Genomic DNA, 14,363 nt, shown 5'->3' with positions numbered 1-14,363 from the left:
ATAGATAAGGAGATTAGCATGTTACGAGTATTAAATGTGATCGGACGGCGACCAACTGGGGGAATTGGGGCTGTGGTTAAAAATTATCAGAGTAATTTCTCAGAAAAAATTATTTTTGATTATCTTCTATTCTCTGATGAACCTAGTGGTGAGTTTGACGTATTTGTTCAGGATATGGGATCTAAAGTATATGTATTGCCAGCACTAAAAATGGAAAGAATATTTTTACTTAAATCAAGTATAAAAAAATTTTTTTCTCTCCATAGTAAAGAGTATGATATTTTACATATTCATACCGTGAACATAGCTTTCTTAGTCGCAAAGTACGCTAAGTATTTTGGTATACAACATATAATTGCGCATAGTCATGCAACGAAATTTTCTGATAAAAAAATCAATGCCATTCGAAATAAAATATTATGTGCAAATCTAGCTAAAATATGTAATGAATTTATTGCTTGTTCTAATGAGGCAGGGTATTTTTTATTTGGGAAAAAACTTATGGATTCTGGAAAAGTTAAAATTTTAAAAAATGCGATAGATATTAATAAATATAAATTTTCAACAAAAAAAAGATCTGAATTTAGAAATGAGTTTAATCTAAAAGACGAGATATTATTAGCCAATATTGGTCGGTTATCATTACAAAAAAATCAAGAATTTTTAATAAGTATTTTTCAAAAATTTCAGGTAAAGGTTCCTAACAGTAGACTATTTATTGTAGGATCTGGTGAAGAATTATCAAAATTACAACAAAAAGTAAAAAAATTGAAACTTGAAGAATATGTCGTTTTTACAGGTAAACGAAGTGATATTGATAAAATTCTATCTGGAATTGATGTATTCGTTATGCCGTCGTTATATGAGGGACTTCCAGTTATTGGAGTCGAAGCTCTATCATCAGGGCTCCCGTGCATTTTTAGCAATGAAATTTCAAAAGAATTTTATTCAACAAAAAGTTTCTATATGCCATTAGAAGTGGGAAGTTCTAAATGGTCAGAAAAAGTCATTGATGTCTTACATGGAGATATTGATAGAAATTATTCACAAACAAAGGAAATGGGCTATGATATCAAAGAAGAAGCCCCTAAATTGCTTGAATATTATAGAATCATCTTAAATAGGAGTGAAAATTAATGAGAAAAGTACTGTTCTTTGATACATCTATAGGGACGTTAAATGTGGGTGACGAGATAATAAATAAATCTATAGCAAACGAGTCAATAGAACTTTTTAAGAATGATTATTTATTGCGATTACCATCAAGAACGAATACCTTAAATCATTTTCAACTTGCGTATAATAAAAGTTTTAGGAAAAATTTTGCAAAAGCAGATTTAAAGTTTATCTGTGGTACAAATTTATTGTATAAAAATATGTTGCGCCCGATGCCAAATTGGAATATTAATATTCTCAATACCTCATTGCAGAAAGAAAGTATCTTGTTCGGTGTTGGAAGTGGGAATAATTCTGATAAAACAACCTTATATACGAAGAAATTATATAAAAAAATTTTATCAAAAAAATATATTCATAGTGTTAGAGATCAAGCCACAAAAATGATGCTGGAGGAAATGGGATTACAGGCAATCGTTACTGGATGTCCAACACTATGGGAAATTACTCCAGAACGTTGCAAATTGATACCAAAAGAAAAAAGTCATAGTTCGACAGTCATCTTTACTTTGACTCACTATTCAAGTTTCAGAAACGTTGATGAAGATAAAAAAATGATTGATATTATTAAAAAAAACTATGAAAATATCTTTTTTTGGCCACAAAGCCTTGGAGATTTAGATTATCTAAACGAACTCACTGAAATAGAGAACATCAATGTTTTACCCCCAAATTTAAGAAGTTTTGATGACTTTTTAACAAAAAATGATTGTGATTATATTGGATCACGATTACATGGTGGAATTTTTGCACTGCAGCATGGAAGGAGATCGATAATCCTTGCTATTGATAATAGGGCAAGAGAAATCAAAAAGAATAATTATATACCTTGTATTGAACGGGATAGAGTTTCTATTGAACTAGAAGATTTAGTGAATGATACATGGGAAACTAATATTATACTTGAGGTAGAGAAGATTGAAAAATGGAAAAAACAATTTTTTGAAGAGAATTAGTATCGATTCGAGATTTAAAACTTTAGGAATTAATACTATAATTTTTGGAATAGGCAATGTTTTATCAAAATTAATATTGTTCTTTTTGATGCCTCTATATACAAGTTTTTTAACACCCACACAGTACGGAACTGCAGAATTATTAAATAACAGTGTGGATTTAATAATGCCATTTGTAACTCTATGTCTATATGAAGCAGTTTTTAGATTTAGTATTGATAATACAGAATACTCAAATATATCTGTATTCAGTAATAGCTTACAATTATTGATTAAGTTACTAACCGTGACTTCTATTATCTGTATTATAGGAGCATGGGGATCAGGTAATATGTATCCATTATTATTTTTATTAATGATATTGCCATATAGTTTAAGACAGTTGTTCGCACAATTTTCTAGAGGTGTGGGTTATTCTAAAGAATTTGCTTTTAGTGGAGTCATCAATGCATTTTCTTTAGGTTCTCTTAATATCCTTTTTGTTGGAGTACTAAAGTATGGAGTATTTGGATATATTTTATCCATTGCAATCGGGAATTCTATCTCTGCTCTGTATCTTTTTTTTCGACTAAAGCTATTTAAATATATAAATTTTGGGAATCGTGATACGCAATTAATCAGGTTAATGTTAAAGTATAGTTTGCCAATGATACCTAATTCTGTTTCTTGGTGGTTTGCGAATATCTCCACTAGATATATCTTGATGTTTTTCGAAGGATTAAGTATTGCTGGAATATTTACCGCTATAAGTAAACTTCCATCAATAATAAATATGCTATCTTCTATTTTTCAACAGTCATGGCAATTCTCTGCTTCTAAGGAAATTAAGAAAAAGAAATCAAATGAATTTTTTTCCAATGTTTTTTCTATCTATTATATACTGATTATATTGTCGTGTAGTTATTTAATTACAGTTATCCCTTATGTTGCAAAAATTGTTCTACAAGGTGAATTTTTTTCTTATTGGATATATGTTCCTTTTCTACTGGTATCTGCAGTATTAAATTGTTTTTCTGTTTATTTTGGTTCGATTTATACTGCTGCAATGAATAATAAAATGATTATGATTTCAACCATTACGGGAGCGCTAGTAAGTGTGTCATCTTCGTTTCTTCTTATACCTTCTATGGGAATTATGGGTGCGATAATTTCTTCAAATTTAAGTTATATTGTTATTAATTTGATGAGATATTTTGATACCAAAAGAATTATTAAGTTAGAAATTAATTTTAAATTACTTATATTCCTATTGGTCTCAATCTATTTACAATCATTTGGATATATTGTATTTAAAGGTGATTTTGTATTTATTTCTTTATTTATTTCTCTCTTAATAAGTGCAGTTAGCTTAATAAATAGACGAAATACAAAAATTAAATTAGGTAATAAGTAGACTATATTTTTATAATTCTAAAATATTTTGTTCTATCCATTTAGTATTTTGCTGTATCCTTAGGTATACTTGATAAGAAGCCAGTGGCCAACCAGTCAGGTATTCATGTTGTTAGTCCCTTATTGAAAAAAACAAATAAGCCTTCGCTAGACTCTTTTGAGAATCTAGCGAGGGCTTTTTTGCGTTGTCAATCATCGAGAACTTCTGTTTTAACATCTACCTGAATCGTGCATTTCTTCCCAGCAGTGTAGGCTTGTGCTACTGCAATCAATTCATCTTCTTCAAATACTTTCTCTTCCACGAATAACAGATCATCTTCATCTGATTCCAGCATTTCATAAATAAAACTAGGCGAATTTTTCGTTGTAATTGTCTGAACTCGTAATAGATTATCTGGCATAGTGTCTGAATAAAGTTTCGGATAATTGTTTACAGCAGAATCCGCTTTAAAAATACTGAAGATACTGATTGGTCTATCATCAATTTTTTCGAGATAGAATTCTTTCAGGTATTTTGTTTCATCATCAATTAATTCATCTATGGGAAGATCGTGTTTATTCATTTGTTGTAATTCAACAGAATGGTCAACTAATAATTTATCTTTTTGGGGAATAAAAAAATAATCACTACTTTTTGAAATCTTGGGTTCTGCAAGAAAGTAGCCACTATTTGCATATCGGAGCAAAACGCCATCATCAACAAGTTTTTGAAGGGCTCTGCGTAAGGTCAATCGATTGACCTCAAAAAAATGCGCTAGATCACGTTCAGAAGGAATTTTTTGCCCGGGTAATATATTCTTTTCGGCAATAAGTTGAAAAAGTTTGTCAATTAGGTCGTAGGAAATTAGATTAATCAATCTGGGCATAAATTTTTGTGTTCAGTCCCTTCTGAAAATTTTTGGTATAAATAGATGCATATTCTGCAAGTACAGTAACTGTCGTATACTCAACAATCAGTCCAGTGGTTGTTTTAGCAGAAATACAAAGACTAATTCCACTTGTACCTTCATCCACATCTAGTAGACTTGCTTCGTTATTTCTCACCTTTGTATTGGAGATAGTTTGAAAAATCTGGTCAATTTGATAGTTGTGGGCTGCTAAAATTGAATAGAGAGAAAACAGCTGAAAGTTATAATTTTCAATGTTTTTGACCAAGCTATAAGGAATATACGTATTTTCAAGAGATATCGGGATATTGTCCCCACTTCTAAGACGAAGCAAGTGAAAAACCATCTCTGATTCTTTTATTTGAAGTAATTTTCCCACGTGATATCCAGCTTGTTTAACTTCCAAAGCAATAATTCGACTAGATGGGTGGATGCCTTCTTGTTCGAGTAAGTCAGACAAACCTTTGAATTTAATTTGAAGGTTTTTATTGTCGTTTTTTATTACATAGGTACCACTTCCACGAATTTTATAAAGATATCCCTCATACACAAGGGTATCAATCGCTGTTTTAACAGAAGCACGATTTATCTCATAGCGTGTAGCGAGTTCTCTTTCAGAAGGGATTGTTTCACCAAATGAATATATGTTGTTATCGATATCTTCTCGTACTTTAAATGCTAATTCTTTTGTATTCAATATGAATCACGCCTCCTTCTATACTAAATTCATTATACATGAGAACAAAAAAATTGTTATAAAAAAATAAAATATTGAAAATAATTGACATAAAAAGTCGTTATTGATATATTATATTCGTGAATAGGTGGTTCGATATAAAATCAAAGTGGTTGAAAATATCCGGAGTTTTCAATCAATCCATTCGAAGCTCTGTTTACAAAAAACTTTGGAGGTAAGAAGATGATAGGATTTAGTGAGGAACGTTTCTTAAAGGTATTGAATGGTGCAGTGTCACAAATTGACCGCATAATTAAGATTGCAGATTTGGTTAGTGAGGGGTATGAAAATCTTTATTTAGTAGGATCTGGTGGGACTTTTGCAACAATCAGTCCATTAGCGTATATGCTGAAAAGCAATTCTACAATAACGTATTACCATGAAATTGCAGCCGAAGTAGTAAAAACAAAACCAAAAACATTAAATGAAAAATCAATTTTGATTACTTCCTCTTTATCTGGAACAACAGCCGAAACAATTGAAGTCGTAGAATATGCAAACAGTGTGGGCGCAGTGACAATTGGCTTGGTAGGAGATGAATCTTCCCCTCTCGGACGGATTGTAGACTATCCAATAGAAAATGATGCAGACAACGATACTTTGGTGGAAGAATTACAAGTTCAACTTTTTGCATTAGGTGCAGCATTGATGAAAAATCGTTCAGAATTCCCTGAATATGATTCTTTTATTCAAGCACTTAAAAAAATGCCCGATGTCTTATTGCAGGTAAGAAAAGAGAATGATGAAGAAGCTCGTTTATTCGCAGAAAAACACAAAGAGACAAAATTTCATATGTTTATTGGTGCGGGAAATACTTATGGTGCCGCTTATGAATATGCAATGTGTGTATTGGAGGAGATGCAGTGGATTGCTACAAAATCAATTCATGCAGCTGAGTTTTTCCACGGCACAATTGAAATGACAGAAAAAGAGATGAGCTTTGTATTGCTTAAAGGAGAAGATGAAGCGCGACCACTTGTCGATCGTGTGGAACGATTCGTGACGAAATATAGTGATGTAGTAGAAATTTTTGATACCGCAGATTTTGCTTTGGAAGGAATTCCACAGGCATTGCGAAAATATATGTCTCCTATGGTAATGGCAACGATGCTGGAACGTGTGAGTGCTCATCTTGAAATGGTTCGAAACCATTCGTTAGATACCAGAAGATATTATCGTGTTGTCGAATACTAATAGAAAGGGATAGATGTAATGAGAAAAATTCTGATTGCGACTCATTCCTATTTAGCTGATGGATTAAAGAAAACTGTAGAATTTATCATTGGAGAACGCCCGGATATTTCTATACTGACAGCTTACGTAGAGGAGAACTTTGACATCATCAAAGAGATTGAGTCTGTTTTTTCACATTTATCTGAGAAAGATGATTTGATAGTTCTGGTGGATATTCTTGGTGGAAGTGTGTCAAATGCTTTTGCCCACTACCATGAAAGAGAAAATTTCTATCTAATTAGTGGCGTTAATTTATCACTCATATTAGAAGTAGCGGCTAGCTTAGAGCAGGATACCGGAAAAGTGATTGAAAAAGGGATTGCCTCTGGTAAGCAGGGAATTCTTTTTGTGAATGAGTTGTTTGGAGAGGAGGAAAACTTTTGATTAAGCTATTACGAGTAGATGAGCGATTTATCCATGGTCAAGTGGCCTTTGCTTGGAGTAATTCTTTAGGAATCAACTGTATTTTGATAGCAAATGATGAAGTAGCAGGAAATAAGTTTCAACAAAAAATGTTAAAAATGGCCGCACCAACAGGAGTTAAATTTGCTGCCAAAACAATCGAAGAGGCGATTGAGTTATTGCATGGCGAAAAAATAAAGAAATATGATGTGTTCGTTATCGTCAATACTGTCTATGATGCAATGAAACTCGGACTTGAAGTAGAGGAAGTAAAACAAATCAATTTAGGAAATATCAAGAAAAAAGAAGGACGTGAACCAATTACTAGTTCAGTATTTCTTGATGCAGAGGAAAAACAATGTGTACAAAAACTAGCGGAGGCAGGAATTTGGGTGGAGTGTCGAGCTGTTCCAACAGATAAACCGGTCAATCCGCTAAAGAGTAGTGAGGGGAAGGACAATGATTGAATCAATTTTGTTGGGAGTTGTTGCTTTTTTAGCATCAATTGATGAATACACTTTTGGTGCTTCCATGATGGGGCGACCACTTTTTACGGGACCTCTCGTTGGACTGATTCTTGGTGATGTACAAGCAGGAGTGATAATCGGAGCGACTTTGGAAGCAATGTTTATGGGCTCAATCATGGTTGGTAGTGCGACACCTCCTGAAGTATATGCTTCAAGTGTCTTGGGAACCGCTATTGCAATTCAGAGTGGGCAAGGTGTCGGAACGGCTGTAGCTCTAGCCTTACCGCTTTCAATCTTTTTGCAAATGTGGCGGAATTTTGCTTACGCCATGCCAATTACGTTTTTTAACAATAAAATCGAAGCAGCCCTGCATCAGCAAAATTTTCGAAAGGCGCAACGCTATCATTATTCTGCGCTACCGATTATCGTTGGGATTCCTTCTGGGATTTTAGTTTTTGCCGCAACCTATTTTGGGACAGAAACAATCAATCGATTAATTGAAAGCGTTCCACAAGTTGTTTTGGATAGTTTTGATGTTGCCGCAGGCGTTCTATCTTGCGTAGGACTGGCATTATTAATCAGGATGATGGCAAATAAATCAATGCTGCCCTATTTGTTCCTTGGCTTTATTGCGGTGATGTATCTAAAAATGGATGTAATTGGTGTAGCCGTCGTAGGGTTGTGTGTCGCTTTTCTTGCTGTACAGAAACTGTCCTTTGAAGAAGAGGTGTTCTAATGAATAAGTCGAAAAATTCCCTCATCGGTGGAAAAGAACTGCGAAGCATTTTCTGGCGGTCGTTTACCATCCAGTCCTCATGGTCTTTTGATAAAATGATGTCCTACGGTCAAATGAATGGTATCGAAAAATCCTTGAGAAAAATTTATCCTGATGATGAGAAATATTATGAAGCATTGCATCGTCATACGGAAACCTTCAATATCACGCCACATATTTCCCCTTTTGTCATGAGTCTTTCAGTCGCAATGGAAGAAGAAGCGGCTAGAAATCCTGCGTTTGATGTAGGTGCAATCAATAAAATTAAAGTAGGATTGATGGGTCCTTTATCGGGAATTGGGGATTCCTTTTTCTGGGGTACCTTTCGAGTAATTGCTGCTGGTATTGGAATCTCTTTTGCAAAAAGTGGTAATATTTTGGGTCCACTCATTTATTTTATTCTCTATACAGCAGTGCATTTTATTTTCAAAGGTCTTTCAACTAGGTATGGATATGTGTTGGGGACGAAGTTTATTGATGAGTCAGAAGATAATCATTTGATTGATAAGCTATCCTATGGTGCTTCAATTCTAGGGTTGTCTGTTATTGGGGCAATGATTGCGACAATGGTGACGTTAAGTACCTCGCTAACTTTCGAAATTGGTGGAACGGAGACAACCTTGCAAAGTATCGTTGATCAGATTTTTCCAGGACTATTACCTTTAGGCATTACCTTCTTATGCGTAGGTCTATACACGAAAGGATATAAGACGATTTCAATTATTTTGAGTATCTTTCTCCTTTGTTTCTTGGGTGTAGTTGCTGGGGTGTTTTAGGAAAAATCTGTGGCGTTTATTTTCTGATAATCTAAACTTGGCTAGAAAGCACATTGAACACACAAATAAATAGAGCAAACACCAGCGCTTGGCAGTTGTTGTCGAGCGTTGTGTGTTTAAATTCTTTTTATTAAAAAAAAGATTACATATTTTATGCGTAAATAGTAATAGAAAGGCAGATATAAGGAAAATAGTATAGGAAGAAGTGAGAAAAAATGGAGATGAATCAAGAAGCAAATAAACAAATGAAAGCAATTATTTTTGAGCTTAATTGTAACGCAGAGAATGTGCGAAAGAAATTTGATGCAGAAATAGAACAGTTTTCTATGATTTTCCCAAATCGTGCGTACTTACTCTTGGATTAGTGAAAATAGAAAATCTGGAGGAAGAAAATGCCGTTACAAGAAGAAAAAATGTACGCAACTTTAATTATCAGCCATGCAGAAATGGCGATGGATTATTTTTCACAAGGGTCAGATAAATTTAAACGAGCAGAGTTCGGTAATGCGTTGCGCTTACTTAAAAAAGGGCAAGTATGCTTGAATGTCGCTTGCAACTTAGAAATGAGTTTATTCTATCTAGAAAAAGAAAAGGTAACTCCTATTGCTATGGTCATTGAGGCAAAGGAGTATCTCACCACGGTCATTCACTGGGGGAGGTTCTTTGCGGCGATGCAAAAAACATTAGAAAGAGAAATTTAACAGAGTGTGCTCTATTTTACATATCTCTTTTGCACCACAAAAAAGGATGAATTGAGGAAAAGGATGTCGACAGAAAAAATCAAAGCATTAGCGTTTCAAATTAGTTATGTTTCCGATGATGCCAGTGAGGAATTTCGCAAAGGAATCGAAAGCTTACGGCAAAAGAATTTGGAGAAAATGATTCAGCACATTAAACAAGGACAGGAACACTTGGCTCTGGCGCGAACTTTACAGACAAAGCTCCTGCAAGAAGATATCGATCGTTTGCCGTATGCTATTAATGAACTTCATGTTGTGGATAATTTTTGTGAAGCAAGTGTACTGGGGCGATGCGGACAGTACTTGCTGGAAGTGATGGAAAAACAGCGGATGAGGGAAGTTCGGAGGATGAAACGAAGACAACGATTAGAATACAGAGTATGATTTTATTTAAATCAAATGGCAATGGGATGAAAAAACTATCAGTGAAGGTCATTTTTTCAATTAAATTCATTTACTTTTGCCGATTTTACTGATTAACTTGAAAAAAATTTCTATCCTATTGAAAAAAGCTATCATTTGTTTTGAGCTATTAATCAAAATGAACGATAGTTTTTTTATTTAGTGACGAAAAATAATGGGAAACAGGAGAAAGTCAAAAATTATCCTTAACACGTCAAAAGTTGCCGTTTTACTTACATAAAAAGAAGGTATAATTCAATTATAGAAGGAAACAATGTGAATAGGTCTAGTTTTACTACCTAATTAATTGAATTAGTGAGTTATTGAACAATCGAAATGCACCAGAGAAAAAAGAGGTGATCAACTTTTGTGGTAAGAAAAAAGATAGAAAAAACGCAGAAGGGACGACGAAAGGTCTATATGATCTTTGGGAGTGTCATCTTTCTTGGCGTTCTTTTACTTATAGTACCTATTTTTTATGATCTGGTCACTCAGAATCACTGTAAAAGCGTAGTTACGACTTATGAAGAGAAAATACCTGAAGAAAAGAATACTACACTCGAGTTAATCAAAAAATACAACGAGATGATCTATCACCAGCAAAAAGGAAAAGCCTCGGAAGAAGTCAACATTACTGACATTCAAAAAGATTTAAAAAAGCCCATCGGTTATATCAATATTCCCAGTATCAACCTAACCAACATGCTGATTTATTTTGGTGATTCTGAATGGACGTTAAACCAAGGGATTGGAACCTTACCTTGGACGACATTGCCCATTGGAGGAAAAAATACACTTAGCGGCATTACCGGACACTCGGGATTAGCCAATCAGATTTTATTTGATAATATTCGCTACTTGAAAAAAGGTGATGTCTTTTATTTGAATACGTTTGGTCAAAATTTAGCGTATGAAGTGTACGATCAAAAAACTGTGGATCCTAATGATAAAGCCGCGATAGAAGCCTTTTACATTCAGGAGAATAAAGATATCGTAGCACTGATGACTTGTACACCATTATTTATCAATAGTCATCGTTTGATTGTTTATGGCAAACGCGTTCCTATAAAAGCTGCAAAAGAGGTCCAAACCGCTCATCGAACAGTTTGGACGCTAGACACGATCCGAATCGCAGTATTGCTGCTATTCCTAGTACTCCTTCTTTTCTGGCTAATTTATCATCACTTTAGGAATAAGCAGGAACGCCAATAGAAAAATTAGAACATGGAAACGAGGAAGAGGATGAATAAACGAATCATCTGACAAGGCTATTTCACAACATCTGATTGAAAACGTAATCACTGAGAAAAATAAATTACTAAATGCTGTGACAAGAAAGGAAGGATTTTGCATGAAGTACATACGATTGTTTAGTATGCTGATTATCAGCATTGTTGGGCTTATGCTAGGACAAATGGCCTATGCTGCGAATGGGGTGAACAGTCCGTCAGTTACCATAGTGAAGCGTGAGACTGCAAGTTCTTCCACCGTGTCGCAAGCAACAAAACCTGTAGCAAATGTACATTATCGACTGACCCGTATTTTACCTATCAACGATGAAAAAATTGTGCCGACCGATTCTGCGACTTATACAATTGCTTCTAAGGAACAAGCTTTTTCCATCGAATTGATTACTGATACGAATGGACAAGCGATGTATGCTGATACAGCAACCTTGGTGGAAGGTTATTACCTACTGGAGGAATTAGCCGGCAGTGGTAACAACAAACCTGCTGCTCCGATTGTTTTTCAATTGCCTTATACCGATGCAACAGGAAAGGTCACCGATGATTTTACTTATGAACCTAAGTCTGGACTGATAGACAATAATGTTTCAGGATCAAATCACGAAACTATTGGTCAAAAGAATACCACAACAATTATGCAAACAAGTGGTGATGTTTGGAAGATTTCTTTAACAAAGGCGTTACTTGGCACAAGTATTTTTCTAAGCACGGTTATCGGCGGAACTGTTTTAATTCGTAAACGTTGGGAGGAGAAAATATGAATAAATCATTTTTGACTCATTGCTTCTCCAAGATTTTATTGCAAATAAAGAAGGGTCTTTCTAAAAAAGGAAGTCATCGCTTGCTGAAATTGGTTGTCATCGGTGTGCTAAGTATCCAATTGTTTGTTCCAATTTACCCCGTTATTGCTGGAACTACGCAGTCCACTATGGCGACGACAGAGAAGACCCAAGCAGAGTCATCCACTGAAACCTCACAGACAACAGCAAGCAGTGAACCAGAAGAAACTTCAGAATCTGCAACTGACAGTAGTATAGTGACCAGTACCACTGATTCGATTCAAGCAACAACTGCTAGTGAAGTTGAGTCTTCAGGAACCTCAGAATCTAACGAAGACGCGATTAATCTTGCGCAACTTCAAACAGATTTGCTTAATCGTATTGCGGCATTTGGTGATGTTACAGGAACCACAGTAACGGTAGATAACCAAACAATTACGATTGATTTATCGACCACACTAAGTGAACAGGCTGATGAAATTAAAAAGGCGATTACGCCGCTGATTCCTGAAGGGTATTCAGCAAAAATTATGGCGAAATCTGCGGCTACTACGGTAGGTTTTTGGACAAAGGGAGCCGATGTGGATAGTGCGCATAATACTGGGACTTATGGGGACGCAGGTTTAGAGAAGTATGTATATACAGCAGAACCGTTTCAAGATACCGTTACTAATACGACAGTCGACACAGTGGCGAAAACGGAGGTTTTAAAAAAAGGGATTTTTGGGACAGTGAAATGGTACATCAGCACGGATGGTGTTTTGCATCTAGGATCGGGTACAACTGGTGTGGTCAATTGGAGTGCCTTTCCTAATAATACCACTAGTTCACCAACGGATAGTCTTTCACCTTGGTATCAGTATAAAAATGAATTTACATTTACTTCTATTAGTGTTGACGGTGCAATTACATTGAACGCTGCTTCAATCTACTTATTTGCTCAACTAGACAACATTACAAAAATTTCTGGTGCAGATAAATTGAACTTTGCTGCTGTTACCGATGTTACCGGTATGTTCCAAAATACTTCTAGTTTAACAGAAATGTCTGATACCGGCGGATGGAAGCTAACTGCGGCAAAATCGGCCTCGTCAATGTTTGCGAATTCTGGAATCAAAATATTAGATGCAACGAACTGGGGATTAGGATTGGTAACTTCATTTGCTTCTATGTTCAATGGAGCTAAAAACTTAACTACAATCGTTGGAACCAATAATTGGAATACAGAAAGTGTTGGCAACATGATTTATATGTTTATCGGTGCAACAAGTCTTCAATCACTAGAAGTTTCAGATTGGAACACGAGTAAAGTTTCGAAGATGCAAGAGATGTTCAGTGGTGCGACAAGTCTAAAAACATTAGATGTTTCTAAATGGGATACAAGCAAAGTTATCACATTGCAGAGCATGTTTAATAATGCTACGAATCTCCAAATGCTAGATGTTTCAAATTGGGACACAAGTAGCCTAGTAAACATGCAAGAGATGGTCCGCGGTGCATCTGCACTAACAGAATTTGATGTAAGCAAGTGGAAGACACCGGTTCTTACTAGTATGAATGCTTCTTTTAGGGGAGCAGCATCCATTACCAAATTAGATTTTAGTAACATGGACACTAGTAAGGTTACTACTATGGCAAATGCTTTGACTGATATGAAAGCATTGCGACAAATTACTTTTGGCTCGAAGTTTACTACATCCAGTTTAACCGCACCTGTAGATAAAAATCTAGTTTTGCCTAATGCTACTGCAACGAGTGAACTGAAATGGCAAAACGTCGGGACTGGTTCAATTAGTGCACCTGCAGGTTCTGAGAGAATTTATAGATATTCTACCAGTGGAGTACCTGACACTTATGTTTTGACTGCTACTGACTATATCATTGATGTAGAGCTCAAAGACCAAACGGGAACCGAATTGAAGGTACCTCATGTTAAGGTTGCGCTTTATAAAGCAGGTGATAGCACAGCACTAGCTACCGCTGAAACAGATTCTAACGGTACTGCCAAATTTGCTCCACAACCGGCTGGTGCGTATATTGTTAAGCAGATTACAGAGTTAGCCAGTTATACCAAATCAGATGACAAATCGTTTACACTGTCAAGTGACACTACTACGATCACCTTAATTAATAGTTTTAAACCAACTTTACCTCTAACCGGTTCGACAGATCGTTTATGGCTAGGGATGCTCGCTAGTTTAATGATCATTATTGGCGGAAGTGCCATAGTGATTTATGAGAAATGGTAAGTATTCCTCTATTCTATCAACCGAAAAAATAAGATTTAGCGGATACAAATGGCAAAATTTTAAGCGAGGCAAAACAAAAAGCACAGTGTAAGAGATGGAGGTAAAACTCCCCTTCTCACAGACATTGTGCTTTTTTGACTAGACAT

Annotated in this window: 16 protein-coding genes; 14 read left to right on the top strand and 2 right to left on the bottom strand. The window is 35.3% G+C overall.

Annotated elements, in window-relative coordinates; translation table 11 throughout:
* The first annotated feature begins 18 nt into the window (after positions 1-18).
* Genes BN1875_RS07560 through BN1875_RS07550 form a run of 3 tightly spaced genes read left to right on the top strand, consistent with a single transcriptional unit; the run spans position 19 to position 3,525 of the window.
* Positions 19-1,137 (top strand): glycosyltransferase, encoded by a 1,119-nt coding sequence (locus tag BN1875_RS07560; RefSeq protein WP_048604255.1) that lies wholly within the window; start codon positions 19-21, stop codon positions 1,135-1,137.
* A complete protein-coding gene (locus BN1875_RS07555) occupies positions 1,137-2,132 on the top strand; it encodes a polysaccharide pyruvyl transferase family protein (RefSeq protein ID WP_048604254.1) in 996 nt (331 codons plus the stop codon). The genes BN1875_RS07560 and BN1875_RS07555 overlap by 1 nt, the downstream gene beginning before the upstream one ends.
* Positions 2,095-3,525: a lipopolysaccharide biosynthesis protein gene (locus tag BN1875_RS07550; RefSeq protein ID WP_048604253.1), complete on the top strand. Its 1,431-nt coding sequence runs from the start codon at positions 2,095-2,097 to the stop codon at positions 3,523-3,525. The genes BN1875_RS07555 and BN1875_RS07550 overlap by 38 nt, the downstream gene beginning before the upstream one ends.
* Positions 3,526-3,712: 187 nt before the next feature.
* Here BN1875_RS07550 and BN1875_RS07545 read toward each other — a convergent pair whose 3' ends face one another.
* Together BN1875_RS07545 and BN1875_RS07540 are read right to left on the bottom strand one after the other, a co-directional pair.
* Positions 3,713-4,390 (bottom strand): winged helix-turn-helix domain-containing protein, encoded by a 678-nt coding sequence (locus BN1875_RS07545; RefSeq protein ID WP_048604252.1) that lies wholly within the window; start codon positions 4,388-4,390, stop codon positions 3,713-3,715.
* Entirely contained in the window at positions 4,374-5,108 is a 735-nt protein-coding gene (locus tag BN1875_RS07540; RefSeq protein ID WP_048604251.1) for a GntR family transcriptional regulator, read from the bottom strand. Before BN1875_RS07540 ends, BN1875_RS07545 begins: the two co-directional genes overlap by 17 nt.
* A 222-nt stretch (positions 5,109-5,330) precedes the next feature.
* Between BN1875_RS07540 and BN1875_RS07535 the strand changes: the two genes are divergently transcribed.
* The 11 genes from BN1875_RS07535 to BN1875_RS07490 all read left to right on the top strand — a co-directional run bounded on the left by BN1875_RS07535 (position 5,331) and on the right by BN1875_RS07490 (position 14,217).
* Entirely contained in the window at positions 5,331-6,341 is a 1,011-nt protein-coding gene (locus BN1875_RS07535; protein WP_048604250.1) for an SIS domain-containing protein, read from the top strand.
* Positions 6,342-6,359: 18 nt separating this feature from the next.
* A complete protein-coding gene (locus BN1875_RS07530) occupies positions 6,360-6,764 on the top strand; it encodes a PTS sugar transporter subunit IIA (RefSeq protein ID WP_048604249.1) in 405 nt (134 codons plus the stop codon).
* On the top strand, positions 6,761-7,249 hold the full coding sequence (locus BN1875_RS07525; protein WP_048604248.1) for a PTS sugar transporter subunit IIB: 489 nt from the start codon (positions 6,761-6,763) through the stop codon (positions 7,247-7,249). Before BN1875_RS07530 ends, BN1875_RS07525 begins: the two co-directional genes overlap by 4 nt.
* Entirely contained in the window at positions 7,242-7,985 is a 744-nt protein-coding gene (locus BN1875_RS07520; RefSeq protein ID WP_048604247.1) for a PTS mannose/fructose/sorbose/N-acetylgalactosamine transporter subunit IIC, read from the top strand. Before BN1875_RS07525 ends, BN1875_RS07520 begins: the two co-directional genes overlap by 8 nt.
* Positions 7,985-8,800, top strand: a complete 816-nt coding sequence (locus tag BN1875_RS07515) for a PTS system mannose/fructose/sorbose family transporter subunit IID (protein WP_048604246.1) — start codon at positions 7,985-7,987, stop codon at positions 8,798-8,800. Before BN1875_RS07520 ends, BN1875_RS07515 begins: the two co-directional genes overlap by 1 nt.
* A gap of 215 nt (positions 8,801-9,015) precedes the next feature.
* On the top strand, positions 9,016-9,165 hold the full coding sequence (locus BN1875_RS13650) for a hypothetical protein (protein WP_156171209.1): 150 nt from the start codon (positions 9,016-9,018) through the stop codon (positions 9,163-9,165).
* Between the two features lie 27 nt (positions 9,166-9,192).
* Positions 9,193-9,501, top strand: a complete 309-nt coding sequence (locus tag BN1875_RS07510) for a hypothetical protein (RefSeq protein ID WP_048604245.1) — start codon at positions 9,193-9,195, stop codon at positions 9,499-9,501.
* A gap of 63 nt (positions 9,502-9,564) precedes the next feature.
* Positions 9,565-9,924 carry a PTS lactose/cellobiose transporter subunit IIA gene (locus tag BN1875_RS07505; RefSeq protein WP_048604244.1) on the top strand — a complete coding sequence of 120 codons (360 nt, stop codon included), beginning with the start codon at positions 9,565-9,567 and terminating at the stop codon, positions 9,922-9,924.
* 438 nt (positions 9,925-10,362) lie between these two features.
* On the top strand, positions 10,363-11,154 hold the full coding sequence (locus BN1875_RS07500) for a class C sortase (protein ID WP_147570588.1): 792 nt from the start codon (positions 10,363-10,365) through the stop codon (positions 11,152-11,154).
* A gap of 139 nt (positions 11,155-11,293) precedes the next feature.
* Entirely contained in the window at positions 11,294-11,950 is a 657-nt protein-coding gene (locus BN1875_RS07495; protein ID WP_048604242.1) for a hypothetical protein, read from the top strand.
* Positions 11,947-14,217, top strand: coding sequence for a BspA family leucine-rich repeat surface protein (locus BN1875_RS07490; protein WP_048604241.1), 2,271 nt, complete (start codon positions 11,947-11,949; stop codon positions 14,215-14,217). Before BN1875_RS07495 ends, BN1875_RS07490 begins: the two co-directional genes overlap by 4 nt.
* The last annotated feature ends 146 nt before the right edge of the window (positions 14,218-14,363 follow it).

This window comes from Enterococcus massiliensis (assembly GCF_001050095.1).
Lineage (GTDB): Bacteria > Bacillota > Bacilli > Lactobacillales > Enterococcaceae > Enterococcus_C > Enterococcus_C songbeiensis.
This window is presented reverse-complemented; position numbering and strand designations above follow the sequence as displayed.